The sequence below is a fragment of the Verrucomicrobiota bacterium genome, assembly GCA_027622555.1.
In the GTDB taxonomy this organism is placed as follows: Bacteria; Verrucomicrobiota; Verrucomicrobiia; order Opitutales; family UBA2995; genus UBA2995.
Genome location: JAQBYJ010000014.1, coordinates 1 through 24332 on the forward strand (window position 1 = coordinate 1; position 24332 = coordinate 24332).

General features: G+C 50.2%; 24 protein-coding genes. 18 read left to right on the plus strand and 6 right to left on the minus strand.

What is annotated here, in order from left to right:
- Positions 1–98: 98 nt before the first annotated feature.
- The 9 genes from O3C43_05690 to O3C43_05730 all read left to right on the plus strand — a co-directional run bounded on the left by O3C43_05690 (position 99) and on the right by O3C43_05730 (position 8977).
- A complete protein-coding gene (locus O3C43_05690; protein ID MDA1065976.1) occupies positions 99–572 on the plus strand; it encodes a hypothetical protein in 474 nt (157 codons plus the stop codon).
- 191 nt (positions 573–763) lie between these two features.
- Positions 764–2857 carry a tetratricopeptide repeat protein gene (locus tag O3C43_05695; protein MDA1065977.1) on the plus strand — a complete coding sequence of 698 codons (2094 nt, stop codon included), beginning with the start codon at positions 764–766 and terminating at the stop codon, positions 2855–2857.
- Positions 2858–2977: 120 nt separating this feature from the next.
- Positions 2978–3205, plus strand: coding sequence for a hypothetical protein (locus O3C43_05700; protein MDA1065978.1), 228 nt, complete (start codon positions 2978–2980; stop codon positions 3203–3205).
- Positions 3202–3603 carry a type II toxin-antitoxin system death-on-curing family toxin gene (locus O3C43_05705; GenBank protein MDA1065979.1) on the plus strand — a complete coding sequence of 134 codons (402 nt, stop codon included), beginning with the start codon at positions 3202–3204 and terminating at the stop codon, positions 3601–3603. The genes O3C43_05700 and O3C43_05705 overlap by 4 nt, the downstream gene beginning before the upstream one ends.
- Before the next feature lie 3 nt (positions 3604–3606).
- Complete coding sequence (locus O3C43_05710; protein ID MDA1065980.1) at positions 3607–3942, plus strand: hypothetical protein; 336 nt, start codon at positions 3607–3609, stop codon at positions 3940–3942.
- Positions 3932–4183, plus strand: a complete 252-nt coding sequence (locus O3C43_05715; protein MDA1065981.1) for an AbrB/MazE/SpoVT family DNA-binding domain-containing protein — start codon at positions 3932–3934, stop codon at positions 4181–4183. Before O3C43_05710 ends, O3C43_05715 begins: the two co-directional genes overlap by 11 nt.
- Positions 4180–4566, plus strand: coding sequence for a type II toxin-antitoxin system VapC family toxin (locus tag O3C43_05720; protein MDA1065982.1), 387 nt, complete (start codon positions 4180–4182; stop codon positions 4564–4566). The genes O3C43_05715 and O3C43_05720 overlap by 4 nt, the downstream gene beginning before the upstream one ends.
- Positions 4563–6881: a hypothetical protein gene (locus O3C43_05725; protein MDA1065983.1), complete on the plus strand. Its 2319-nt coding sequence runs from the start codon at positions 4563–4565 to the stop codon at positions 6879–6881. Before O3C43_05720 ends, O3C43_05725 begins: the two co-directional genes overlap by 4 nt.
- Complete coding sequence (locus O3C43_05730) at positions 6818–8977, plus strand: hypothetical protein (protein MDA1065984.1); 2160 nt, start codon at positions 6818–6820, stop codon at positions 8975–8977. The genes O3C43_05725 and O3C43_05730 overlap by 64 nt, the downstream gene beginning before the upstream one ends.
- Positions 8978–9015: 38 nt before the next feature.
- Here the strand turns inward: O3C43_05730 and O3C43_05735 are convergent, their stop codons facing one another.
- Both O3C43_05735 and O3C43_05740 read right to left on the minus strand, forming a co-directional pair.
- On the minus strand, positions 9016–9291 hold the full coding sequence (locus O3C43_05735; GenBank protein MDA1065985.1) for a DUF2442 domain-containing protein: 276 nt from the start codon (positions 9289–9291) through the stop codon (positions 9016–9018).
- Positions 9266–9508, minus strand: coding sequence for a DUF4160 domain-containing protein (locus O3C43_05740; protein MDA1065986.1), 243 nt, complete (start codon positions 9506–9508; stop codon positions 9266–9268). Before O3C43_05740 ends, O3C43_05735 begins: the two co-directional genes overlap by 26 nt.
- Before the next feature lie 415 nt (positions 9509–9923).
- Here O3C43_05740 and O3C43_05745 point away from each other — a divergent pair, with 415 nt between their 5' ends.
- From O3C43_05745 to O3C43_05775, 7 genes are all read left to right on the plus strand, one after another.
- Positions 9924–10202, plus strand: a complete 279-nt coding sequence (locus O3C43_05745; protein ID MDA1065987.1) for a BrnT family toxin — start codon at positions 9924–9926, stop codon at positions 10200–10202.
- On the plus strand, positions 10177–10518 hold the full coding sequence (locus tag O3C43_05750; GenBank protein MDA1065988.1) for a hypothetical protein: 342 nt from the start codon (positions 10177–10179) through the stop codon (positions 10516–10518). Before O3C43_05745 ends, O3C43_05750 begins: the two co-directional genes overlap by 26 nt.
- A gap of 216 nt (positions 10519–10734) precedes the next feature.
- Positions 10735–10956 (plus strand): hypothetical protein, encoded by a 222-nt coding sequence (locus O3C43_05755; GenBank protein MDA1065989.1) that lies wholly within the window; start codon positions 10735–10737, stop codon positions 10954–10956.
- Positions 10946–11362: a PIN domain-containing protein gene (locus tag O3C43_05760; protein MDA1065990.1), complete on the plus strand. Its 417-nt coding sequence runs from the start codon at positions 10946–10948 to the stop codon at positions 11360–11362. The genes O3C43_05755 and O3C43_05760 overlap by 11 nt, the downstream gene beginning before the upstream one ends.
- A gap of 259 nt (positions 11363–11621) precedes the next feature.
- Complete coding sequence (locus O3C43_05765; protein ID MDA1065991.1) at positions 11622–11879, plus strand: AbrB/MazE/SpoVT family DNA-binding domain-containing protein; 258 nt, start codon at positions 11622–11624, stop codon at positions 11877–11879.
- Positions 11864–12193, plus strand: coding sequence for a type II toxin-antitoxin system PemK/MazF family toxin (locus O3C43_05770; protein ID MDA1065992.1), 330 nt, complete (start codon positions 11864–11866; stop codon positions 12191–12193). The genes O3C43_05765 and O3C43_05770 overlap by 16 nt, the downstream gene beginning before the upstream one ends.
- 55 nt (positions 12194–12248) lie before the next feature.
- Positions 12249–15524, plus strand: coding sequence for a S41 family peptidase (locus O3C43_05775; protein MDA1065993.1), 3276 nt, complete (start codon positions 12249–12251; stop codon positions 15522–15524).
- Between the two features lie 262 nt (positions 15525–15786).
- On the opposite strand, the gene O3C43_05780 is transcribed toward O3C43_05775, so the two are convergent.
- The 3 genes from O3C43_05780 to O3C43_05790 all read right to left on the minus strand — a co-directional run bounded on the left by O3C43_05780 (position 15787) and on the right by O3C43_05790 (position 20840).
- The gene (locus O3C43_05780; protein MDA1065994.1) at positions 15787–17229 is read right to left on the minus strand and encodes a DUF1501 domain-containing protein; all 1443 of its coding nucleotides are present in this window, start codon (positions 17227–17229) and stop codon (positions 15787–15789) included.
- On the minus strand, positions 17226–20348 hold the full coding sequence (locus tag O3C43_05785; protein MDA1065995.1) for a PSD1 and planctomycete cytochrome C domain-containing protein: 3123 nt from the start codon (positions 20346–20348) through the stop codon (positions 17226–17228). The genes O3C43_05780 and O3C43_05785 overlap by 4 nt, the downstream gene beginning before the upstream one ends.
- A 222-nt stretch (positions 20349–20570) precedes the next feature.
- The gene (locus tag O3C43_05790; GenBank protein MDA1065996.1) at positions 20571–20840 is read right to left on the minus strand and encodes a hypothetical protein; all 270 of its coding nucleotides are present in this window, start codon (positions 20838–20840) and stop codon (positions 20571–20573) included.
- A gap of 176 nt (positions 20841–21016) precedes the next feature.
- Between O3C43_05790 and O3C43_05795 the strand changes: the two genes are divergently transcribed.
- Both O3C43_05795 and O3C43_05800 read left to right on the plus strand, forming a co-directional pair.
- Positions 21017–21571 carry a hypothetical protein gene (locus tag O3C43_05795; GenBank protein MDA1065997.1) on the plus strand — a complete coding sequence of 185 codons (555 nt, stop codon included), beginning with the start codon at positions 21017–21019 and terminating at the stop codon, positions 21569–21571.
- On the plus strand, positions 21568–23175 hold the full coding sequence (locus O3C43_05800; GenBank protein MDA1065998.1) for a hypothetical protein: 1608 nt from the start codon (positions 21568–21570) through the stop codon (positions 23173–23175). Before O3C43_05795 ends, O3C43_05800 begins: the two co-directional genes overlap by 4 nt.
- On the opposite strand, the gene O3C43_05805 is transcribed toward O3C43_05800, so the two are convergent.
- A complete protein-coding gene (locus O3C43_05805; GenBank protein MDA1065999.1) occupies positions 23172–24323 on the minus strand; it encodes an ATP-binding protein in 1152 nt (383 codons plus the stop codon). The two genes, O3C43_05800 and O3C43_05805, sit on opposite strands and share 4 nt — an antisense overlap.
- Positions 24324–24332: the final 9 nt, after the last annotated feature.

Genomic DNA, 24332 nt, shown 5'->3' on the forward strand with positions numbered 1-24332 from the left:
GTAGCTAGACACTTTCAAGCCCAAAATAAAGGGTTTCAGCGATACGGAAAGAATTTGTCCTGCACCCGACTCCGGAAAGCATCAATTCGCAATCCTCCATGTACCTAAGGGCTACAACTGCCCGCTGGGCCAATGCTTTAGCCTACAAAGTGACGGGAGACGAGGACAACGCCCGAAAATTACTGACTGAATTGAGAGACCAGTATCTGGCAGGCGTTCGGAGGTTCAATTTTAACAACTATAACGAAAGCCAACTTGCAATAACCTATGCCGCATTGGGAGATGAGGATAAGTCCGCGGAGATTTTCGACGAATTGCTGCAAGGTCAGACTGGAGGAAGACCAGACTATAAACTGGATATTGAAGTCGACCGGGCCATTGCCATGGCTTGGCTGGGGAAGAAGGACGAAGCGGTTGCGGAACTGGACCGCCTCATCAAGGAGCCCTCCATGCTCAATGTCCACTTCATGCGTCACTGCCTGGACTTCTGGCCCTTGCGAGACCATCCCGGCTTCCAGGCCATCCTCAATGACCCGGCGAATAGCCAACCTTTGCCCCCGGATAAGCTATAGCTTAAGCTTCTTTAAATGATACCTATTTTAACATCACTCCTGATAGTCGCTGAATACCGCGTTGCGGTAACAGGATGGCTGACGCCAACAGGAAACCATTCAAATCCTGTTATCCTTCCCAGAAGGATATCCTGTTCCCGTGAAACGGGATCCAGTGCGCGCAACGAACGTTGTTAGGCTTTTAATAGAACATGCCCGAAGAAAAACATAGACCATCAGATTCAGAGGATAAGCCTCCTTTAGGCCTCGCCGCCTTCTGGGCCGAGCTGAAGCGCCGCAAGGTTATGCGGGTGGCGATTACCTATGCGGTGGTGGCGTGGTTGGTGATACAGATTGCGGTTTCCACGTTTCCCAGCCTCTATATTCCCCAGTGGGCCTTGAGTCTGGTTATCATGTGCGTGTTGTTGGGCTTCCCGGTGGCCATCATCCTGGCCTGGGCATTTGAGCTGACGCCCGATGGTATCAAGACCACCCGGCATGCCCGCGAAGAGCAGGGCGCAATACCCCTGTCTGCCGGACAACAGAAGAAACGCAACTGGATGGCGTATCTGGTAGGCGCCTTGATACCCACCCTCATCTTCGGCACCCTGGCCCTCGTCTTTTATTTCCAGGCCAAGCCTGAGCAAGAACCCCAGGAACCATTAACCAATAACTTAATAACCCAATCGACTGAAAAGTCGATTGCAGTCCTTCCCCTCGCCAACATGTCACCTGATCCGGAGAACGCCTTCTTCGCCGACGGCGTGCACGAGGATGTGCTGACCAACCTGTCCCGCATCAAGGACCTGCTGGTCATCGGCCGGACCTCGACACTTCAGTACCGGGACACGGTCAAGACCTTACAGCAGATTGGTGAAGAGCTGGGCGTGCGCTACCTGGTGGAGGGTTCAGTGCGCCGGGCCCGCAATCATGTGCTGGTGACCGTGCAGCTCATTGATGCCCAAACCGAGGGCCACCTCTGGGCCGAGAACTACAGCCGGGAGCTGGACGACATCTTCGCCATCCAGGCCGAGGTGGCCAAGGCCATTGCCGGTCAATTAAAAGCGGTCCTTTCCCCTGAGGAAATCGAGAAGATCGAATACCGGCCCACCGAAAACCAGGATGCTTACGATTTATTCCTCAAGTATCGATTGTCCTGGAAAACCACCCGATTCGACCTGGAGGAAAAGATCCCTTTATTAGAGAAAGCGGTGGCCCTGGACCCCGCCTTTGGAGAGGCCTGGGCCAATCTGGCGGCCGACTATCTCGTCAGGTCCCAAAGGTCCCGAAGAAATCCTGCTGATTCGTTGAACAAGGCTCACGAAGCGTTGGCGAAAACCCAGACTTTAATCCCCGATTCGGCCCCACTAAAATACGCTCAAGCGTGCTTTGAAGATATTGAAAACCAAAATCTGGAAGGCGCAATAAAACTGCTGCTGAACGCCTTGAGCATCGATCCTTCGGCCTACGAAGCCAAACGCTACCTTTGCAGGCTCTATTACGTCGCAGGCAGGTTGGAAGAGGCTATTTTCCTGGCGGAAACCATCCTCCGATCAGATCCCTTGGACAAGTTGACCGAGACACAACTGATGATGAATCATATCGGGCTGGGCATGTGGGATCGAGCCCGCCAGTTCTTTAATAAACATGACGAAAAAGCGGGAGCACTCCTGGTCGATTACCTGCAATACGGGAGCAGAAAGGCATTTCTTGAATACAGTGAGTATAATTCAACACCCAACCCGCGTGATTCGATCGACAATTCCTGGGTCCAAGTAATTCAGGCACTCGTGAATCGTGATCTCGATATCGCCAAATCCGGCTATGACGACTGGCAATTCAGTCGATTTCGATTCTTCCTGAACGGAGAAGGCGTATTGTCCATACGTCGGGAGCTATTGATGGCCCTCATACACTTTGAGCTGGGAGAAATGGATGAGATCACATCATTAATCGACTCGTCCAAGCGGGTAATTGAAACAGAAGATTTCGAAGATCCCCGAGGCCATGGCGAACGGGCTATTTGGTTTGCCCTTATGAATGAACCCGACCGCGTGGAACAAGAAGTCAGTCGTATTCGGGAAATAACTGCGAAGCCCTATTGGAAATACCTGAGACAGGAAGAATGCGAGATGTACATCGCCATTTGTTATCTCGTTCTTGGCAATAACGACAAGGCCCTCGAAATTCTGGAGGCTGCCAGCAATACGAAAGGCGCGGGCTTCATCAATCGCGAGCTCGACCTTTGGTTTATCTTCGACCGACTGCGGGGGAATCCACGTTTCGATGCATTATTGGAGGATTAGCAGCAAAGGTGGAGATGATGGCATTGGGCAAATGGATAGCGATGGTTTTTGTAAGGCGCGGAGGGGTTCGCTCTCCCAGAGGATTCTTGACAGACTCCATGTAATACATAGTTTTACGTCATGATAAAGAAGATCTCTAAAGTCGGAAATTCCCAGGGAGTCGTCTTTGACGCGGCATTGATGGAGATGGCGCACCTTAAGGTCGGAGATGAATTGAACGTGGAAATTCACAACGGAGGAACCATTACGCTGACTCCGATTCGTTCCCAGCCGTCCGATGAAGCAATCAAAAAGACCATCGAAAGCACGATGGAGGATTATGCGGAAACAATGAAGAAATTGTCATGAGCAAAACTCCGGAAGACTGCTTCCACCTCTCGGTGGAAATTGTCCGGGAAATTCATAGGCAAGCCATTGCGAGGTTTGGTGGTTCAGAAGGGGATCGTGATCTCAACATGCTCGAATCCGCAGTAGCCGCGCCCCAGGCCAGCTTTGGTGGAAAATCCCCATTCGCCGATTTGGCAGAAGTTGCGGCTGCCTATTTATTTTATCTGTGCAAAAACCATCCCTTTCTTGATGGAAATAAACGAACCGCTTTGGGTGCCTGTATCGTTTTTCTGCGCTTAAATGATGTCGAAACGCCGCCCGACAGCTCTCAATGGGAGGAACTGACACTAGCGGTTGCGAGCAGTGCCATTGACCGCGAGGAGACAACCAATCAACTTCGAACTCTGCTCGGATCCTGAAGGATGAATAAAGACAACAGAGACAAGCCCGTTCGGCAAGTTCCCGCCTCTGCTCGACCGCAACGGCGAGGCAAGCAGGATGATTCACCGTCATCGGACGATGTTGCCCCGCAATCGGATGGCTTGGCCCCTCGACACATCTCGGGGTGGACGGGTTTATGGACCGAGCTGACGTGTCCCTCACAGCTCATCGAGCGACGTGGGAAGCGCCGCAAGGTCATGCGGGTGGCGATCTGGGGAAATTGGAGAGCGTGGAACTTGGGAGTGAGTGAACAGACAGAACCCTTAGTTCTTTACAAATCTTACTTGCGTCTTACTTTTGAGCCCCATGAGGACTAAAGTTTCCAGCAAGGGTCAAGTTGTGATACCTAAATCGGTGAGAAACCATTATCAGTGGAAGCCGGGAACGGTGTTGAATATTGAAGAAACCGACCATGGCGTTGTGCTGAGTCCTGTCACTGATTCCTGCATTTCTCAGGATGAGGTCTTCGGCTGCCTAAAAGGGAAGGTGTCTCGGAGGGTGACGTTGAAAGAAATGGATGCCATTATTGAGGAGCTTGCCCAGAGATCGCGCGCATGATTGCCGTTGATACCAATGTGGTCGTTCGATTTTTAACAGCGGACGATGCTCAGCAGGCGAAAAAGAGCCGTACTCTGTTCAAGGATAATGAGGTCTGGTTGTCCCGAACCGTTTTTCTGGAAACCGAGTGGGTGCTTCGGGGAGCCTATAAACTCGATCGAAAGAGCGTGAACAAGGCGCTGGCGACCTTGAGTCAGATGGAGGGCGTGCAGGTAGAGAATATTTCGCAAGTAACAGAGGCATTGACCCTTCATCAATCAGGGTGGGATTTTGCGGATGCCCTTCACGTCGTCTCCTGTCCTCCTGAGGTAACCGATTTTTTTAGTTTTGATCGGCGTCTGACAAAAATGAAATGGGGAGCCCTCAGGCTAGGGATGCCATGACCGAAGATCCTCAATCAGAAACTCCCAAACCTTCCGGCCCCACTTCCTTCTGGGCCGAGCTAAAGCGCCGCAAGGTTATGCGGGTGGCGATCACCTACGCGGTGGTGGCGTGGGTGATTATGCAGGTGGCGGCGACAACGTTTGCGAGCTTCGGTATTCCGGAGTGGGCTTTCCGCTTTGTGGTGATCATGCTTTGCATTTTCTTCCCGGTCGCGGTCATTCTGGCTTGGGCGTTTGAACTGACGCCGGATGGGATCAAAACGACCAAACACGCCCGGGAAGAACAGGGCGAAGTTCCCCTATCGGAAAACCAGGAACGCAAACGAAACCGGTTCACCTTTTTATTCGGAGCTGCCGTGCCCACTCTGATCTTCGGCGCCCTGGCCATCTTCTTTTACTTCCGGGCCAACCCCCCTGTCACGCCGGATCAAGGAGAAGGCGGATCGCCCCCTGCCCTGAGCTTGTCGAATGGGCTTCAAGTCGAAGACTTGGACAAGTCCATTGCCGTCCTGCCCCTTATCAACATGAGCGCCGAGGACGACAACCGCTACTTTGCGGATGGCGTCCACGAAGACATCCTCACGGGCCTCACCGGCCTTGAGGGCTTCAAGGTGATATCACGTACGACCATGCTGCGTTATGCGGTCTCCGATCTAACCCTGTCTGAAATCGGAAAAGCCCTGAACTCCCAGTACGTAGTCGAAGGCTCGGTTCGAAAGATCGGGAATCACGTACGCATCACCATTCAGCTCATCGATGCGATTAACGATCACCATATCTGGGCCAGCAATTTTGATCGTGAACTCGTGGATGTTTTTGCCGTGCAGAGCGAGCTGGCCAAGGAGATCAGCAACTCCATTCACCTGGAGATCCAGCCCGAGACGGTTCAGGAACTTGAGGGAACCTTATCCAAAAATCCCCTGGCCTATGATCTTTATTTAAAAGCTCAGAGCATCGATAAGTCGGAAGGCGAGACGGAGGACTCCATGCGAAGGCGTCTGGACTTATTGGAGCGAGCTGTCGCAGCGGATCCAGGATTTGTCGAAGCCTGGGGTATCCTGAAACGCGATTATGACCTCATGCTTAACAAGCGTATACCCGAACGAGCCTGGTTTTATGATACACCTGAGGAGCGCAAGGAAGTGGAGAAAGACTTCAGTTCCAAATCAGCACGGGCGCTATCCAAAGCCATGATTCTGGATCCCAACAACCCGGAGGCCCTGCTTGCCAGTATCATCAATCATATCGAGCCTCAACCTCCCGAAGTGCTGGCGGAAAGAAAGGAGATCTTTGAACGTATTCTCGCCGAGCATCCTAACCATGCCATGACTTTGATTAATTATGGTTGGTGGCACATCCATATCACCCCGCGCGATCCTGAGGCCGGAAAACGATATTTCGACAAAGCACTGGAAATGGATCCATTCAACGTACGCATTCTGGAAATAGTAAAGACGTTCTATCGCATCAACGATTGGTCGACTGAATTTCTGGACGAACGGCTTGAACAGATACTGCCTCAAGACTTGGAACAGCGACGACTCAACTCCCTATCGTTATATATGCGCCTGGGTAATTTGTTCGAAGCCTTTGTCGATTCGGCGGATGAGACCTTGATGGAACAATATCGCACCAGTTTCGAAAAAATCGGAGTGGATAACTTCAATCACACCCATTCATACCATAGTAGAAAGGCAACGTTACTGGAGTATGACAACAACCTGGATGGTTTAGTGCAGATATCGAATCAGTTGCCGATTCCAGATAGTTTCTCAGAGGAGACCTGCCCTGGGGAACTCGCAGACTATTGTATGATTACTTCCACAGCCATGGTCGCACATTATATTAGGGAAGAGCCAGAAGAAGCCCGCAACTATGCCCAAAGAATCATTGCAGCTGATTTCCAAATACAGGCTATAGAAAACGTGAAAGAGAATGCGCCGTTTGTCTTAGACATTTCAGAGGTATCTCTGAGTATGGCTTATTCCATCCTGGGCAATGAGGCAAGGGCGGTAGAAATTGCTGAAAAACGATCTGCGTTAGTCACTGAAGAATCCGACGAAGATAGCTTGATACCTCCTCTTATTGCCTGGACATGGGCCGACTCGGATAAAGCCTCAAAACTATTGTTTGAATATCTGGAGAATAATCCTTCTCTAAAGTTGATCGACTATGTGGCAGCGGATTTCCTGATTTTTTATCCGCTTCTCCAGGAACCAGCGGTTAAAGATGCCTTGTTTCAGGACGGTAAATGGACCCACTACCTGGCGGAACGTATTCCGGAGTACGCGGAGCTCAAGAACACTGCAAAATGATCGACAAACCAACCCCATCTGGCCCTGAAGAAAAAACGTCCACTTTCTGGACCGAGCTGAAACGGCGCAAGGTGATGCGGGTGGGGATTACCTATGCGGTGGTGGCGTGGATCATCATTCAGGTGGCGGCGACAACATTTGCAAGCTTCGGGATTCCCGAATGGGCTTTTCGCTTTGTAGTGATCATGCTGGTACTGGGCCTGCCGGTGGCGTTGATCATCACCTGGGCCTTCGAGCTGACACCGGACGGGATCAAGACGACCAAACACGCCCGGGAAAAGCAGGGCACAAAGCCCCTGTCTGAAGGACAGCAGAAGAAACGCAACTGGATGGCGTATCTGGTAGGCGCCTTGATACCCACCCTCATCTTCGGCGCCCTGGCTTTGTTCTTTTACTTCCAGGCAAAGCCCGCACAAGAACCCCTTCCATCTTCGATCTCCCAACTCCCATCTACAGATAACGACAAATCCATCGCCGTACTCCCTCTCACCAACATGTCTCCCGATCCGGACAATGCCTTCTTTGCGGACGGGGTGCACGAGGAGATTCTGACCAACCTGGCGAAGATCAGGAAATTGCTGGTCATAGGACGCACATCGACTCTCCAGTACCGCGATACGGTCAAACCGCTTAAACAAATCGGAAGTGAACTGGGTGTGAAATATCTGCTGGAGGGCTCCGTTCAGCGAGCCGGCGACCAGGTTCGGGTAACGGTCCAGTTGATCGAAACCGAATCCGAAGGACACATCTGGGCGCAAAGCTACACCCGCAAACTCGACGACTTTTTTGCCATCATCAGTTCCATTTCCAAGGAAATATCCGGGGAGCTTCAAACCGTCTTGTCTCCGGAAGAAATTGCCGGAATCGAGCGCCGCCCCACTCAAAACCAGGAAGCTTACGATTTATATCTCAAGGGGCTTCAGGCTGATTCTAGAAGCGCGGAGAGGTTCACGCTATTAGAGAAGGCGGTTGAACTCGATCCCGATTTCTATGAAGCATGGCATCGTTTATTGGTTGATGGCGCTATGGCGTTTCGATATAATCAGAGAATCGATCAGGCGCTACTGGCCAAGACCCGCTACGCTCTTTCCCAGATCAAAAGAACGGCTCCAAATCCTTCAATGTATCTCCACGCCCAGGCGGTGTTGGTCTACAACGAGCGTAACGATATGGAGGGGTCGATCGGGCTTCTGCTGAAGGCCGCCCAGAACCCGGACGATTACGAGGCCCAGGCCACTTTGGCTTGGAGATATATGGAAATGGGGAAAATGCTAGAAGCGCTGCCCTTCCTTGAAGCCGCCATTCGCGCTGATCCTTTAGATTTTCCGATCATCTTCAGGACTGTCTCATGCTATCAAAGGCTAGGCATGTGGGAGAAAGGGCGGGCTCAGATTCAGAGAAACTTGGAACGGCGGCCTGACCTCATTTTTTGGAGCACGTTGTTGGCGTCTCATAACTATCTTCAGACTGGCGATCGTGATGCCTATGTTGAAGGCCTGAAATCCCTTCGAGGAAGCGATGAGGGAAATAGCTATATCGAAGCCGTAGTGGCAACGATATCACGGGACCTGAGTCGAGCTTTGGAATTAGTCGATGATTCCCCCGCTAAAAATACTTACGATCTAAGCTTGGCCCATTATTTTGATTTTAAATTCTCGCTCCGTTCTCGAGAAAGCATGAAGGCGCTGATCTGGTTCGAGCTTGGGAATCGAGAGCAATGGCAGATCGCAGCAGAAAAAGCTAAGGTCGGTTTTAAGGATATCGTGGCAATGGATCCGATTGCTGATCCTGACTTTTGGTCAAACTTGGCGATCTGCCATGCGCTGACCGGTGAACGGGACCTGATGGAGCAAACTATAGCTGAAGTCCGGAAACGGACCAGCTCGCCAAATTGGCGTTACCGGCGCGGAGATCTAACCGAGATGCACATCGTCATCTGTTACCTCGTCTTCGGCGATAACGACAAAGCCATCGAAACCTTGGAAGCCGCCAGCAAGATGGACGGCCCCATCTTCCTCAACCGCGAACTCGACCTCTGGTTCATCTTCGACCGGCTCCGAGGGGATCCTCGGTTTGATAAGTTGTTGGTGGATTAGTCCGGAATATCAGTGCCCTCAATTAATTGGGCCGACTGCTAGTCATTTGAGCCAGGTTCCGGTGGTAGTTGAAAGTGACCAGCAACAACTCCTGGAACAGTTAAATCTTCGTCGAGTTCCTCCCATCGCAGGGCAAAGCCATTAACTTCTATAGTAACGGCGGCGAGTTGCTCATCCGTCGCATCCTTCAGCAGACTGAATCGGCTAGCTGGAAATCCAAAAATTCGCTGATCGGCAAGTTCCAGATAAATGTGGCGTTTTTCTGCCCACGCTCGGATGGCTAATGGCTCAGTGCTGACGGTCTCTGTGCTCATTGTATTTTTCTATAAATAGGTTTCTGTGTTCGTGAACCAAACGTTCGATTTCGTTCAAACGATGGGTTGGGATTCCACGATTGGAAGCTAAGGCAACAGGTATTAACCAAAATTTGCAATCATTCCCGTCGAATCGAATGTGGATATGCGGAGGCTCATTTCCTTCGTCTGAGAAAAAGTGAAACCGATAGGGGCCAAGGGTGAGAACTGTGGGCATTTTTGGCACTAAACAGGATCGGTAGATTCGCGGCAATATCTGACTTCAAGTTTGATAAATACGCCTCATACAAATTGCCACGTGCAATATCACGCTTGAGTATGGATTGAACGTTCTTACTGACTGAACGGCCAGTTCGCTCTCTCTTCCCATGGGCCAGGGAGATCTTCCAACAAAAGAATTCAAAATTAGCCAGAGTCGTGAGACTATGAAAAGCCGCCTAAATCCTGGAAGCCGCCAGCAAAATGGACGGCCCTCTCTTCGTGAACCGCGAATTGGACCTCTGGTTCATCTTCGACCGACTGCAGGGGAATCCGCGCTTTGATAAGTTGCTGGAGGATTGAGAGCTACGGGCTCCGTGCACATTTTGAATAAATGTGTTGAAATTCATAAATCCTTCAGCTTTCTTAATTAAGTGTGGTTCGAATGGGATCTTGCCAAGGAAAAGGAAAATCTGGCCAAACACGGAGTTGATTTTTCGACTGTGGGTGAGGCTTGGAGTGATCCAGACCGGTTGATTTTCCGAAACCCTGGCATGACGCGTGACGAACTTCGCTATCAATTTACAGGATTCGATGGAACCGGAATTCTTACTGTGCGTTTCACTATGCGGTCGGGAAACATCCGAGTCATTGGAGCGGGCTATTGGAGAAAGCAAAAGCGGATTTATGAAAAGCAAAGCAAAGCAACCTAAGTATACCAAGGAACCCCGGGACGGTTTGGAGCTCACTGATACTGCTCAAATCATGACTCGGGATGAGGAAAAGGCGTTGGGACTGCAGCCGCCTGAAGGCACTGCAGGACTTGAATGGGAACGCACCGAGGGAAAGAACCAAGTCACCCTGAAGCCGCGTCGTGGAGGAAAGCGTCCGGGAGCCGGGCGTAAATCCAAAGGGCATGTGCGCATGCAAGTTCTGGTTAGCAAAAGCACTCGTGATAAAATCAGTCGTCTGGCGCGGAATCGTGGAGTTTCCATGTCGGCAGTCGTATCGGATGCATTTAAGGAGTAAGAACGAGTTGCCGAATGGGTCCAGTTCTGAAATCTATCAACCGCGAGCTCGACCTCTGGCTCTTCTTCGACCGACTGCTGGGGAATCCGCGGTTTGATGCGTTGTTGAAAGACTGATGGCTACGAGTGGACCGAAGACCGAGATTGTCAAAAAGTTCGATAGAAAGTCTAATTTGTTTCCTTGACCAATACCCATATAGCAATATTTATTGCTTTTATGAAAACCACGATTGATCTGCCGGACGAATTGTTGGAGAGGTCTAAAATTACGGCGGCAAAACGACGGACCAGCTTCAAGAAACTCGTTATCGAAGGCCTTGAGAAAGTGATCTCAGCAGAGGATAATGTTCCGTCGTCAACCAATGCATTGAAGCGTCTGAAGCGCGGTTACGACCTGGGAAATAAACCCCTCAGCCGCGACGAAATTCATGCCCGTTGAGCGTTTCATCGATACCAATATCCTATTGTACGGGTATGATCTTGCCGCAGGCAGAAAAAGGGAAATTGTTCTAACGATTATTGAGGAAGGCTGGACGCGTCCCGGATGTATGGCGATCAGCGTCCAGGTGCTTCAGGAGTTCTATGTAAATTTCATACGATCTGGCCAAACCCACGAAGCGACCTGCCAGGTCATTGAAGACCTTTCACAATGGCCGGTGGTAGATAATTCATTGGAAAGATTTGGTCAGGGCTTAGAGATATGTAGACGGTTCCAAATTTCACTTTGGGATGGTATGATACTTTCCGCTGCAAAGTTCAGTGGAGCAAACATCCTTCTGACTGAGGATTTAAATCATGGCCAGGACTACGAAGGAATTCAGGTGATCAATCCTTTTGTGAGTTAGTAGAACGGGTATTAAATTTAAAGAACCCACAAGTGAAAATATCATTGGAAGACCTAGACTCAAAGCACATTGTGATTCAGTTGGGAGTTACCCCAGGTTTTAAAAGATAAACCCAAACCTTTGTGGACCGATCGAAGCAAGGCGCACAAACGTTTGGGTTGAGTTATAACGGAAGCTGATCAGCCGACAGCATGGGCATGTAATTGAATCTTTATTTAGGACTTGAATAAGGGGTATCTGTAATTACATTGTAACTATTATGAAAGCGACCATTGTAAAAGTAGGAAACTCGCGGGGCATACGTATCCCGAAGCCCGTTTTTGAGCAATGTGGATTTGACCATGAAGTGGAAATGCACATCCATGAGAATACGCTTATCATCAGCTCTCCTCACCAGACCCGGCAGGGATGGGATGAAGCATTCCAATCGATGGCCAAGTCAGGCGACGACAAAATGCCCGAAGAACTGGAAGAAATTTCTTCAACTTGGGATGATATGGAATGGGAATGGAAGTAAATCGCTTTGATGTCTTTCTGATATCACTGAATCCTGCCAAAGGTCACGAAATCAGAAAAACTCGACCCTGTGTGGTTATTTCTCCGAATGAAATGAACCCTCATATTTCAACCGTAATTGTTGCTCCCATGACCTCTCGGGGACGGAATTATCCTACGAGGGTGAAGTGCACTTTTCAGGGGATCCAAGGTCAGGTTGTTTTAGACCAGATTCGCACTGTGGACAAGGTCCGCTTTGTGAAGAAGTTAGGAAAACTTTCCAAACACACTCAAAATGTTATTTTAGAATCTTTAGCGGAACTGTTCGCCCCCTGATTCCAATCTCAGATCGCGCTGTCACAGTTCGGCCTTCACACTCCCTATTTTATTTATGACAAAACTCCTTCGTCTCGGCTTCTTTCTCCTGTTAACAAAAAGCATTGCGTGCGGCTATGTGCTTCAACCTGCCCTGAGTCCGGATGGTAAGCAGGTGGCATTCTGCTATCAGGGGGATATCTGGACCGTGTCATCAGAGGGAGGTCGTCCGTATCGACTCACGGTGCACGAAGGCTATGACTCGAATCCTCGTTGGAGTGTGGATGGGAAACGCCTGGCCTTTCAAAGTGATCGTTTTGGAAACGACGATATTTTTTCCATGCCCAGTCAGGGTGGGGTGCCGGCGCGTCATACGCATCATTCTGCCAATGATCTTCTATCCAGTTATAGCCCGGATGGGTCCATCCTTTTTCTGACCAGACGCGTTTATGCACAAGTGGAACGGGAGTATGAAATCTATCGAGCCGATCAAGCTACGGGCACACCTCGTCGTTTCATGGATGCTCTGGGTTTTGATCCGGTGGTGTCGCCCGATGGCTCGAAGATCGCTTTCGTTCGCGGCACTTGTCGAATCGAACGGGAAGCCTACCGAGGTCCGGCCAATCGTGATATCTGGATCTATGACCTATCAAGCGAAGAGTATACTCAGTTAACGGACTTTGATGGAAATGACTTTTCGCCTAAGTGGCTGAATGACTCCACCGTGCTTTTCATTTCCTCACGCGAGGGGAAGTATAACGTGTTTCAAAACAGTCTTGGCGGATCCGTTAAACAAATTACTTTTGAGGAAGCGTTTGGGGTTAACAGTTTCGACCTGAGTGCTGCCAGGAAGACAATCGTCTATCAGCACGGAGCCGAAGTCTCCATTCAATTGATAAGCAAGAAAACAAGTACGCCTATGGAGATCGAGTTGTCGGCTGATTTCAGATTCGACCCGGTTGTTTCAGAAACGGTCAAAGACAAGATCGATGAATACGCCGTTTCGCCCAATGGAAAATTATCTGCTTATACCATTCGCGGTGATATCTTCGTTACACGGAATGATAAGGAAGATGACCGCAGCGTGAGGATCACAAAAAGCGCCTCCCGGGAAAGGGATGTTATTTGGTTGAATGACGGGGCGATCCTTTATGTTTCGGACATGGAGGGGCAGAATGAACTCTACATCACCCAGTCCGATGACGATGAAGAAAAGGACCTGTTCAATACGCTCAAAACCAAAACGCTTCGACTCACGGAGACTCCTGAGGATGAGTTTCAACCCATCCTTGCTCCGAATGGAAAACAGCTTCTCTACCTGGTAGGCAACAGCAAGCTGATTGCAGCAGACATCGATAAGGCCGGTTCGATATCCAACCCGATCACCTTGCTCGATGGCTGGGCAAGACCTGGGGGAATTAGCTGGTCACCGGATAGTAAGTGGATCGCCTATGATTTGAGCGACCTGAATTTTAATTCAGAAGTCTTTATTCACCCCGTTAATAATTCTTCCACGCCGGTCAATGTGTCCATGCATCCAGGGGCGGATACAAACCCGGTGTGGAGTCGCGATGGAAGCAAGCTGGGGTTTGTTTCTGAGAGGAATAATGGAGATGCTGATGTGTGGTTTGCCTGGCTCAAAAAAGCAGATTGGGAGAAGTCGGACGAGCAATGGGAACGAGAGCGTAAACAAAAGGACGACAAGAAAGACGAGAAGAAGGAGCCCGAAAAGAAGAAGAGCGAGGAGCCGAAAGAAGTTTCTGAAGAATCCAAGGCAGACGAAGAGGAAGAGAAAGACGAAAAGAAAAGCGATGAGGAGGAAGAGGTTCCTGCGCTCGAGATCGATTTTGACAGAATTTATCTAAGAGTGGAACAAGTCACGGCCATGCCAGGAAACGAGGGCGAATTCGTTTTCGATAAAGACGGGGAAATGGTTTTCTTCACGATCGATAATCCCGGTAGACAAAATTATAAGACCAAACGAAACCTCTATAAAATTCGTTGGGATGGAGAGGAGCAGAAAGAGCTCATAGGAGATGATAGCTCACCAGGACAATTACATCTCTCAAAGAAGGCAGACTATATTTTCGCGCTGACCAAGGGTGGGTTACTAAGACGTATCGTCACCAAAGACGATAAGGTCGAAAAGCTGTCCGTCTCATCCAAGACGCATATAGATAGTATTGGAGAGAAGGAACAAATATACCACGACGCGTGGCGCGCTCTGGATCGTGGATTTTATGATCCCCATTTTCATGGTCACGATTTTGAGGCCTTGAGGGACAAATACCTGCCCCTGGCTAAGGTAGCCTCCACGACGGAGGATTTTCAATACACCTTCAATCTGATGTTGGGACAATTGAACGCCAGTCACATGGGCATGCGCGGGGTTGATAACCCTAAAGACACACAGTCCCAAAAGTCAGGCCTCCTGGGCATCGAGGGTATGAATACCGAAGCAGGATTTAAAGTGACGGTGGTCGTTCCCAACAGTCCTCTGGTTAAAGCATCCAAGCCCGTTCAGGTGGATGACATTATTGTCTCTGTGGACCGGGAGCCCGTTAATATCGAAACCAACTTTTTCTCACTATTAACCGACCAGGTGAATGACTCGGTTTTATTGGCAGTGAAGCGCGGTGATGAGACTTTTGAGAGTATCGTCTGGCCGACGGGTTCCTTGGACTCGGAGAACTACGATGCCTGGGTGGAAGACCGACGGGAGCTGGTAAATCAATACTCCAACAATCGTTTGGGTTACCTGCACATCCGCGCTATGGGCTGGGAAAGTTTCGAACGTTTTGAAACCGAATTGGTGGCAGCGGGTTACGGAAAGGAAGGCATCGTGATCGATGTGCGCTACAATGGCGGCGGTTGGACTACGGATTATCTGATGGCGGTACTGAACGTGAAACAACATTCCTACACCATTCCCCGGGGAGCAGCCTCCAACCTCGAGCAGGAACATCTCAATTTTAAGGACAGCTATCCATTCAGTGAACGACTTCCGATGGCCTACTCAACCAAGCCATCGATCGCGCTTTGCAATGAGTCCAGCTACAGCAATGCCGAAATATTTTCTCATGCTTATAAAGCACTGGGCCTTGGAACCCTGGTCGGTCAACCCACTTTTGGCGCGGTTATTTCAACTGGTAGCTATGAGTTGGTCGACGGCTCCGCTGTTCGGATGCCTGGACGTGGTTGGTTCGTAAAAGGAACCGAGACCGGTATGGAGCATCACCCGGCCGTTCCGGATATCCTGGTAGAGAATCCTCCGGCCTACAAAGCCCGTGGCGTGGATCCGCAGGTCAAACGCGCGGTTGAGGAATTGCTGAAACAACTGGACGCAAATTAACCAAAAATAGTCGTAAATCTCGATTGTTGGTAGGGCTCGATCGCCGAGCGAGCCGTCTAAGATTCGACGGTTTCGAGGAACGAAGAGACTACACCAACAATCGCCTTACCCAGTTTGGTCGCAAGGGAACTTTCTTCAACTTATCCGTCTAAAAGAGGGCCAGATGCTCACCGCACATTTACTGACACCCTCAAACAAAATTTTCATTCGTCTCCGTTTCCTCCGTTATCTCTAGCGAAGCCGGTGGTTCAATAACTTATGCTTAAGCAATCACATCCTGCACCACTTTGCCGTGCACATCGGTCAGTCGGTAATCCCGGCCCTGGAAGCGGTAAGTGAGTCGTTCGTGGTCGAAGCCGAGGAGGTGCATGATCGTTGCCTGGAAATCGTGGATGTGGACTTTGTTTTCAGTGACAGCGAATCCGAGCTCATCGGTTGCGCCATAGGAGTAGCCACCTTTAACGCCACCACCAGCCATCCACATGGTGAAACAATCCGGGTAGTGGTCTCGACCAAGAACGGCGGATGCAGAAGTGCGACCTTCCCGGAAGGGAGTGCGGCCAAATTCTCCGCCACAAATAATCAGCGTCTCATTGAGCATACCTCGTTCCTTGAGGTCCTTGATCAGGGCTGCGATCGGTTTGTCTACCGTGGCGGCCTTGTCGACCAAACCTTGGCCAACTCCTGTTTCAGCCTTGGTGCCGTGAAAGTCCCAACCCCAATCGAAGAGTTGAACGAAACGTACTCCTTTTTCGACTAACCTGCGCGCGAGCAAACAGTTGTTGGCAAAACTGGATGCGCCGGGTTCGGCCCCATAAGCCTCGATGGTCTGTTGAGACTCGGCTTTGATGTCCATAACCTCGGGGACGGACATTTGCATCCGGTAGGCGAGTTCGTATTGGGAAATGCGGGTTCGTGTTTCCGGGTGTCCGTATTCTTCGGCTTGAAGCTCGTTGATTTCGTGAATGGCATCTAGGCTGCGGCGACGAGTTTCGCGATCCATACCATTGGGGTCGGACACATAGAGTACGGGGTCGCCACTGGATCGGCATTGTACCCCCTGGTAAACCGGAGGCAGGAATCCGTTGTTAAAAGAATTTTTTCCGCCGTTGGGTTGGGAGCCGCTTGAGATGAGTACGATGAAACCCGGTAAATCGCTGTTCTCGGTTCCGAGACCATAGGTAACCCAGGATCCAAAAGAAGGTCGCCCTGGTCGGGGAGATCCGGTCAAGGTAAACAATTCTGCCGGAGCATGGTTGAATTGATCTGTATTCAAGGAATGGATCATGCACAACTCATCGGCCACTTCTTGCAGATGCGGAATCGCGTTGGACATCCAGAGACCTCCTTTACCATATTGATTGAAAGTCTGTCTGGTCCCGAGTAACTTCGGCGTGCCTGATGTGAATGCGAATTTTTTGCCCTTTAAAAATTCTGCCGGGCAATCTTGACCGTCTCGCTTGATCAATTCCGGCTTGTAGTCATACAAGTCCAGGTTGGGTGGTGAACCGGTAAGGTGAAGGTAGATGACCTGTTTTGCCTTTGCAGGAAAGTGAGCAATTTTCGGTGCAAGAGGATCGACCGATTTGGCAAAGGCATCGGGGCTCATGAGTGAACCTAGCGCAACGCCACCCAGTCCGGCGAAGGTCTGTTTTAAAAAATGCCGCCTGGTGGTTTGCTGGATCTGTTCGAGATAGGGATTCATCGTTTCAAAAACATTTCATCAAGGTTCAAGAGTGCATTCCCCACTAGCGTCCATGCTGCAAATGCTGCGGCATCGGCGTGGTCAGGTAAATCACCAATAGGATCCGTTGCCATGATTACCGCATTCTCTTGATTATTGGAGTAGTGCTGTTTGGTGGCATGAAACAGTTTGACGAGAGCGGCTGTTTCCTTCGATGAGGGTGCCCTGACCAGACTCAGTTGAAAGCCGTGAGCTATCTTCGCTTCAACACCACCGTCGAAAGCAGCCATACGTCGACCGAGACCTTGAGCAGCTTCGATGTAAACGGGATCATTTAACGTGACGAGAGCCTGAAGTGGAGTGTTGGTATTGGCTCGACGGATAGTGCATATCTCGCGATTGGGGGCATCGAACGCAGTCATGGAAGGGTAGGGGTTGGACCTTCTCCAGGTGGTATAAATCCCGCGTCGATGTTTGTCCTCCCCCTCACTGGTTTTCCAGTCGGTCTTCCCTCCAAATGCGGCTGTCAGCCCCATTTCAGGCTGTAGCGGTCGAACAGATGGGCCAAACATCGTTGGGCTAAGCAGTCCACTGACTGCGAGTGCCTGGTCGCGAATCATCTCCGCCGAGAGGCGGAATCGAGGTCCACGAGCCAGCAGTCGGTTATCCGGATCTCGGACGTAGTGTTCGGGAGTGACTTTGGACGTTTGCCGATAGGTTGCGGAGCTTACCATCAAATTCAAAAGATGTTTTATGTCCCATCCACTTTCAATCAGCTCGACTGCCAGCCAATCCAATAACTCGGGATGAGAGGGCACTTCTCCTTGCGAGCCAAAATCTTCTGAGGTGGCGACTAGTCCAATTCCAAAAATGGCTTCCCAATAGCGGTTGGCAACGACCCGGGCTGTGAGTGGGTTGTTCTTGTCTGTCAGCCAATAGGCTAAGCTCAACCGGTTGGGTTTCTGTTCACCAGCTAATGCATGAAATGCTCCTGGGATTCCTGGGGATACTTCGGGTCCAATATCCGTATAGCTTCCACGATATTGGAGAAAGGTTTGGCGTTGGTGGCCCTTGGCCACTTCACGCATCACAGGAACTTCGGTCTCCGGTTTAATCGCCTCCAAGGCTTTTTCAATGCTCGCGATCTTTTTAAGTTCAGCCTTGGAGCCTGGGTCATGTTGGGCAAAGAATTCAAACAACTGAGCTTCCTCTTCTGCCGTTCGTTGCTTCGCTTGTGTTCTTAAAGCGGATTCCAGCTCCTGGGGAATGGCCGGCATCGGTGCATCCTCATAGCTTACGAATAACCTGAAGCGTTTTAACTTTTTGTTGGGGAAGTTTTGTCGGAAAATAAATTCCAGTTTTGCGTCCTCCGGAATGGTTAAAGGTGTTTCCAATTCGAACACGGCTTCGTTAACCGCATTCAAATTTCCATCCACCGCCCAACCGGTAAACCGGTCACTCGAATTTCCATCCAACAGGTCCTTGGCTACATACCATTCCTGCTCGAAGCTGGCGGTGGGATTAGTGAACTTGAGTCTTGGAACTCTCTTTTTCTTGGTCTCTGCCTCTTCCGTTTCTTCTGACTCTTCCTCCTCTCCCTCAGATTCTGTTTCCTCTTGTCCAAACTCAACCAATCGAACCTCGAACTCGTTCAGCACCCAGACTTTCTCATGCGCCTGCACTTCCAGTTTGATTCCTGTGATCTGACCCTGTCCTTCGGGGGCTGCTGTGGTAATCGTCAGATGCTCTTGTGGTGCGGGGTTGTCAGTTACTTCAATGATTCCCTGCTCATCGATGGTGAGTGGTGCCTTTGAGCTGGCCTTCATTTCTGTTGGAGAAGGCCGTAGGGTTTGCCAACTGCCTCCTTTAGTCAGTGCCTTTTCCCACTCGCCTCTGTGTTTATGTTGATTCTGATTCCTTAGCTTGTTCCTCAGCTCTTGTTTAAGAGTAACTAACTCAGCTTGTAGCTCCTCTCGTTCTTCGATTTGTGTGTTTGTGTAAATAGGCAAGAGAGGTCGCTCATCCTTGCGATCTTCGTCAGCCGTATTGTTAAAAATCGCGAACATGTTGAAATATTCCGTCTGCGTTATCGGATCGTATTTGTGGGTGTGGCATTGCGCGCAATCGATCGTCGTGCCCATCCAAACAGCCATGGTGGTGTTGACTCGATCCACCACTGCCTCGTTACGAAATTCCTCATCGTCCGTGCCTCCCTCGCTGTTCGTCTTGGTATTGCGATGAAAGGCGGTGGCCACAAGTTGGTCGACACCGGGATTTGGCAACAGGTCACCAGCGATTTGTTCGATGGTAAATTGATCGAAGGGTTTGTTTTCGTTGAAGGAGCGGATGACGTAATCTCGAAATGCCCAGATGGTACGCAGCGGGTCATCCGCATATCCAGCTGAGTCAGCATAACGTGCCAGATCCAACCACATCCGCGCCCAGTGTTCTCCGTAGGCAGGCTTCTCCAATAATCGTTCCACATAGCGTTCGTAGGCGCCGTTTTTTTTGTCGGCGAGGAATGCCTCAACTTCTTCAGGAGTCGGTGGGAGGCCCGTGAGATCAAATGCCGCTCGCCGAGCCAGTGCGTTTCGATCGGCTTCGGCTGAGAGTGCCAGGTTTTCGGATACAAGTTGTTTTGCTATGAAATGATCGATTGTATTTTTTAGACCTTTTGCTTTTACTTTTGGGACTTTTGGACGTTCCGGCTTTTTGTAGGCCCAATGGACATCGTACTTTCCTCCTTCCTCAATCCACTGCTTAAGCAAGGCAATTTTACTTTCGTCCAAAGGCTCACCCTCTTTCTTTGGAGGCATACGATCGTCCTCATCCTCCGTGGTGATTAAATAAATCAGTTCACTCTCCTCGGGCTTTCCAGGAACTACCGCCGCGTAGTCGCCCAAATCCATGCGTGAACCGTCCTGAGTGTCGAGGCGGAGCCGCCCTGTTTTTTTGGAACCTCCTTTTCGAGCCTCTTCATCCGGACCATGACAGGTATAACAATTTTCAGAAAGAATCGGCCGAATATCCCTGTTGAAATCCACCTTGGCCGTCACTGGGCCATGAATAGCAAACAGCAGGCTCCCCAGCGCGGTGCAGCGGGTGAGTTTAATAATACAATTCGGGGATATCTTGATCATTGGGTAGTATGGAAACAGTCCCTAGCACATGCCTGACCATTCGCCAATCGGATTCAGTCCTTCTGAATGGCAACGATAAGTTGAAAGCAGAAGTCCACTATTCAGTTATCTTTCGATGAAAAAAAGTTTCGATGGATGAACGAAGCGTTTCAGATTCTACGAAACTGCTAACAGGAGATCGATTGACAGCGATTAATTTCAATACCCGAGACTGAATATCGCTTAACGGCATAATCGTTCTGCTCGTTCCCAGCCTGCTTGCCCACCATGCCGTTTCAATTGTTCAACCACCCAGTCTATATCGGTCATGCTTACCTGGAAGTTGGGCGGGCTACTCCAGAAGCAAGTGTCATGAAAATCACGGAAGGCCTTCCGCGCTTCTCGAACGCGGACCATTTGCTTGGCATTTGTGGAAGCCAGAGCGCGTTTGCTTTTTCTCCCTCCAGACCGACCAATCTTAGCCATATAAGCCGATATTTCTTTGTTAACCATTGGGAATACAACAACATAAGCCGCTTATGATAACAAGCCTATTATCTAAAAGTGCCTAAGTTGCTGTTAGCTGGGGATTCAGTGCGTTTCCTTCAATATCGATGCTTGAGTCTTCGATTGAAATATATAGTACTTTCAAGGGTCTACTCGTATTCTCCTAGCCATTTCTCTTCCTAATGGATAAAGATTCTTCTACTGACTCATCCAAGCCCTCCTCTTCGACAGGCTCAAGAAAAGTGGCCCTCGCCGCATTCTGGCAAGAGCTGAAGCGGCGTCATGTCGTGCGGGTGGGAACCGTCTACGCGGTGGTGGCATGGTTGATCATCCAGATAGCCGCAACGACCTTTGAAGGCTTCGGTATACCGGATTGGGCGTTTCGTTTTGTGGTGCTTATGGTTCTTTTGGGATTTCCTGTTTCCCTGATCATCGCCTGGGCGTTTGAGCTGACGCCGGATGGGATCAAAACGACCAAACACGCCCGGGAAGAACAGGGCGAAGTTCCCCTATCGGAAAAGCAGGAACGCAAACGAAACCGGTTCACCTTTTTATTCGGAGCAGCCATTCCCACCCTCATTTTTGGAGCCCTGGCCATTTATTTCTACTCGACTCGATCAGGTCCCCCTGTCTCGCCGGATGTCTCAGGAGGCGGATCGCCCCTCGCCTCTCTCCATCGCCCCTCCAAGTCACAGACTTGGACAAATCGATTGCCGTCCTCCCCCTCGCCAACATGAGTCCCGATCCTGAAAATGCTTTTTTTGCTGATGGAGTGCAGGAGGATATTTTGACTAACCTGTCGAAGATCGAAAAGCTTCTGGTCATCTCCCGCACTTCAACGCTCGGATACAAAGGCACGACCAAGAAGCTTAAAGAGATCGGCGAGGAACTGGGGGTCAGATACTTGGTTGAAGGCTCTGTCAGGCGTGCCGGCAATCAGGTCCTGGTGACCGCTCAGTTGATTGACACCCAAACCGACGCCCACCTCTGGGCGGAGCAATACAATCGGTCGCTCGACGACATCTTCGCCATCCAGGCAGAGGTGGCCAAGGCAATCGCACGGCAACTCAAAGCGGCCATTTTGCCTGAGGAAATCGTAAAGATCGAATACCGTCCCACTGAAAACCAGCAGGCCTACGATGCCTTTGTGCAGGCTCGATTGCAAAGTGGAGAAGAGGCCATTAATCTATTAGAAAAGTCCGTAGTGCTCGACCCTCAGTTTGCCGAAGCCTGGGCCTTACTTGCCCGGGAGCGCTGCAGGCTATGGGCCTTTCAGAGACGTCGGAATGATTCCAAACTATTGGCTGAAGCCCATTTTGCCTTCGAACTAGCCAAGCGGTTTGGACCTGAATTACCTGATATTCCCTGGGTTAAATCCTGTTTTGAAGAATTGGAGAATTTGGATTGGAAAGCTGAAACAGATTCTCTGTTGGAGGCCTTGGTGATCGATCCGGGATTTCACCCGGCAAGACGGGATTTGGCATTTAGGTACATCCTCGTGGGACGTTTCTCAGACGCACAATTCCATTTGGAATCCATTATTCGCTCCGACCCATTAGATTCCGCAACCAATGAAAGACTCATGGATATCTACGCACACCGGGGACTTTGGGAAAAGGCGGATGAGCTAATTCAGCTCAATCTCAACCGGAGCGATGACAAGGCATCCTGGCAGATGAGGCAAGCAAACACCCATTACCTGCAAAGCGGCAATAAGGAGGCTTATATCAGGGCAATGGAGGAAATCCCCGAGTTTATAGACGAACCGGGAGGCTTAGCCTGGAAAGCCGTGGTGGCTCGTGACTTTCAAAACGCCCTGCTTCATCTGGAAGAAATGGATTCCAGTAGTTCCGAGAGTTCCAAGCGCTTCCAACTTAATATTCGCAGCGCGGGATTATACTTAATGCCCCACCATTTGCTCTCCGCAATCTTGTGGCGTGAATTGGATGACGAGGTAAAATCTCGGGACGAACTGTCCAAGGCTAAAACTTATTTAGAAAGCTCCATTGAAAAGAGTCCGCTTGTTGGGTTGGATTTCTATTCTAATCTGATGATTAGCTATGCTCTGGAAGGAAACCGCGAAGAGTTTTTTGCCATTAGCAAACAGGTGGAAGAACGTATATCGAATCAAGCGGAATATCGTCGTGGTCATCAACCCTACCACTATGTCTACAGAGCGATGGGACTGTTGTTACTCGGCGACGAGGAGGCCGCAATCGATGACTTGATTGTGGCCAGCAAATTCAAGGGACTTATCTTCCTCAACCGCGAGCTCGACCTCTGGTTCATCTTCGACCGGCTGCGTGGGAATCCGCGCTTTGATAAATTGTTGGAGGATTAAACCAGGAAATTCCTGTATCCGACAACACGGATGCCGCTCCTGGTGTAATCTTGTTCGCCTCCGGTAACCAAAACCTTTTCTGGTGTAGTTGTTTTATGAGCACGATCCCACGCGTTGAATCCTTTATTGAATTCCTTCGTCACTGTGAGAGCGGATTTGATTTCCAGCAAGTTCCACTCATCTTCTTTCCAAACGACGTCCACTTCATTGCCAATGTTGTCCCGATAGAAATGCAAATCGGGTCGTTGACCTCGGTGGTATCGCTTTTTTACCAATTCACTGACCACAAGATTTTCGAATAATTGCCCGCGAAGAGGATGCGATTCCAGATGCCGCGGATTTTCGATTCCCAGCAAGTAGGAAACTAAGCCCACATCGTGGAAATAGAGTTTGGGAGTTTTCACCAAGCGCTTGCCTATATTGGCGTGATAGGGCGAAAGACGAAACAGGATGTAGCCGCTTTCCAGCAAGCTGATCCATTCTTTTACCGTTGTCTGCGAAACCCCCACTTCACTACCCAGGCTTTGCATGTTGAGCATCTGTCCTACACGACCGGCGCAAAGACGAGTTAACCTCACGAACGCATCCAGGTTTTTGATACTGCTGACCTGCAGCAAATCTCTTTGCACATAGGTTTCGAAGTAATCGCCGAGCGCTTGCGTTGGTGACAGGTTCTGCTCGTAGATACGGGGAAACCCACCCGTATAGAGCAGTTGGTCGATTGAAAGGTTTGTTCTGCTTTTTCCCAGCTCCTCCAAGGCGAACGGCAGCAGGCGGAACAACGCGGTTCGTCCTGCGAGTGATTGGCTGAGCGCTTCCCGCAATGAATATTGCTGGCTGCCGGTCAAAACAAACATCCCATTTCGCTGGGCTTGGTCGACTACGACTTGAATCTCTGATAGGATTTCAGGTACATTCTGGATCTCGTCGATAATGGCGCCTTCGGGAAATCGTTGCAGAAAACCCTCGGGATCTTCCCGGGCAAATTCCCGCTCCGACAAACGTTCCAGATTGACGTAAGGCAACTTTTTGAAGACGTGACGGCACAGGGTTGTTTTTCCTGACTGCCGGGGACCGGTAATGGTGATTACAGGGAACTGATGGAAACTTTCTTCCAAGTACTTTCCCAGTGTTCGCTCGATAAACATCTTTACAAT

Coding starts and splice junctions, on each gene's coding strand:
- O3C43_05775 (MDA1065993.1), top strand. CDS start 12,249: ATGACAAAACTCCTTCGTCTCGGCTTCTTTCTCCTGTTAACAAAAAGC.
- O3C43_05770 (MDA1065992.1), top strand. CDS start 11,864: ATGGGAATGGAAGTAAATCGCTTTGATGTCTTTCTGATATCACTGAAT.
- O3C43_05720 (MDA1065982.1), top strand. CDS start 4,180: ATGATTGCCGTTGATACCAATGTGGTCGTTCGATTTTTAACAGCGGAC.
- O3C43_05785 (MDA1065995.1), bottom strand. CDS start 20,348: ATGATCAAGATATCCCCGAATTGTATTATTAAACTCACCCGCTGCACC.
- O3C43_05710 (MDA1065980.1), top strand. CDS start 3,607: ATGAATAAAGACAACAGAGACAAGCCCGTTCGGCAAGTTCCCGCCTCT.
- O3C43_05730 (MDA1065984.1), top strand. CDS start 6,818: ATGGACCCACTACCTGGCGGAACGTATTCCGGAGTACGCGGAGCTCAA.
- O3C43_05755 (MDA1065989.1), top strand. CDS start 10,735: ATGAAAACCACGATTGATCTGCCGGACGAATTGTTGGAGAGGTCTAAA.
- O3C43_05700 (MDA1065978.1), top strand. CDS start 2,978: ATGATAAAGAAGATCTCTAAAGTCGGAAATTCCCAGGGAGTCGTCTTT.
- O3C43_05805 (MDA1065999.1), bottom strand. CDS start 24,323: ATGTTTATCGAGCGAACACTGGGAAAGTACTTGGAAGAAAGTTTCCAT.
- O3C43_05690 (MDA1065976.1), top strand. CDS start 99: ATGTACCTAAGGGCTACAACTGCCCGCTGGGCCAATGCTTTAGCCTAC.
- O3C43_05760 (MDA1065990.1), top strand. CDS start 10,946: ATGCCCGTTGAGCGTTTCATCGATACCAATATCCTATTGTACGGGTAT.
- O3C43_05765 (MDA1065991.1), top strand. CDS start 11,622: ATGAAAGCGACCATTGTAAAAGTAGGAAACTCGCGGGGCATACGTATC.
- O3C43_05715 (MDA1065981.1), top strand. CDS start 3,932: ATGAGGACTAAAGTTTCCAGCAAGGGTCAAGTTGTGATACCTAAATCG.
- O3C43_05795 (MDA1065997.1), top strand. CDS start 21,017: ATGGATAAAGATTCTTCTACTGACTCATCCAAGCCCTCCTCTTCGACA.
- O3C43_05790 (MDA1065996.1), bottom strand. CDS start 20,840: ATGGTTAACAAAGAAATATCGGCTTATATGGCTAAGATTGGTCGGTCT.
- O3C43_05705 (MDA1065979.1), top strand. CDS start 3,202: ATGAGCAAAACTCCGGAAGACTGCTTCCACCTCTCGGTGGAAATTGTC.
- O3C43_05800 (MDA1065998.1), top strand. CDS start 21,568: ATGAGTCCCGATCCTGAAAATGCTTTTTTTGCTGATGGAGTGCAGGAG.
- O3C43_05695 (MDA1065977.1), top strand. CDS start 764: ATGCCCGAAGAAAAACATAGACCATCAGATTCAGAGGATAAGCCTCCT.
- O3C43_05750 (MDA1065988.1), top strand. CDS start 10,177: ATGAAAAGCAAAGCAAAGCAACCTAAGTATACCAAGGAACCCCGGGAC.
- O3C43_05725 (MDA1065983.1), top strand. CDS start 4,563: ATGACCGAAGATCCTCAATCAGAAACTCCCAAACCTTCCGGCCCCACT.
- O3C43_05740 (MDA1065986.1), bottom strand. CDS start 9,508: ATGCCCACAGTTCTCACCCTTGGCCCCTATCGGTTTCACTTTTTCTCA.
- O3C43_05780 (MDA1065994.1), bottom strand. CDS start 17,229: ATGAATCCCTATCTCGAACAGATCCAGCAAACCACCAGGCGGCATTTT.
- O3C43_05735 (MDA1065985.1), bottom strand. CDS start 9,291: ATGAGCACAGAGACCGTCAGCACTGAGCCATTAGCCATCCGAGCGTGG.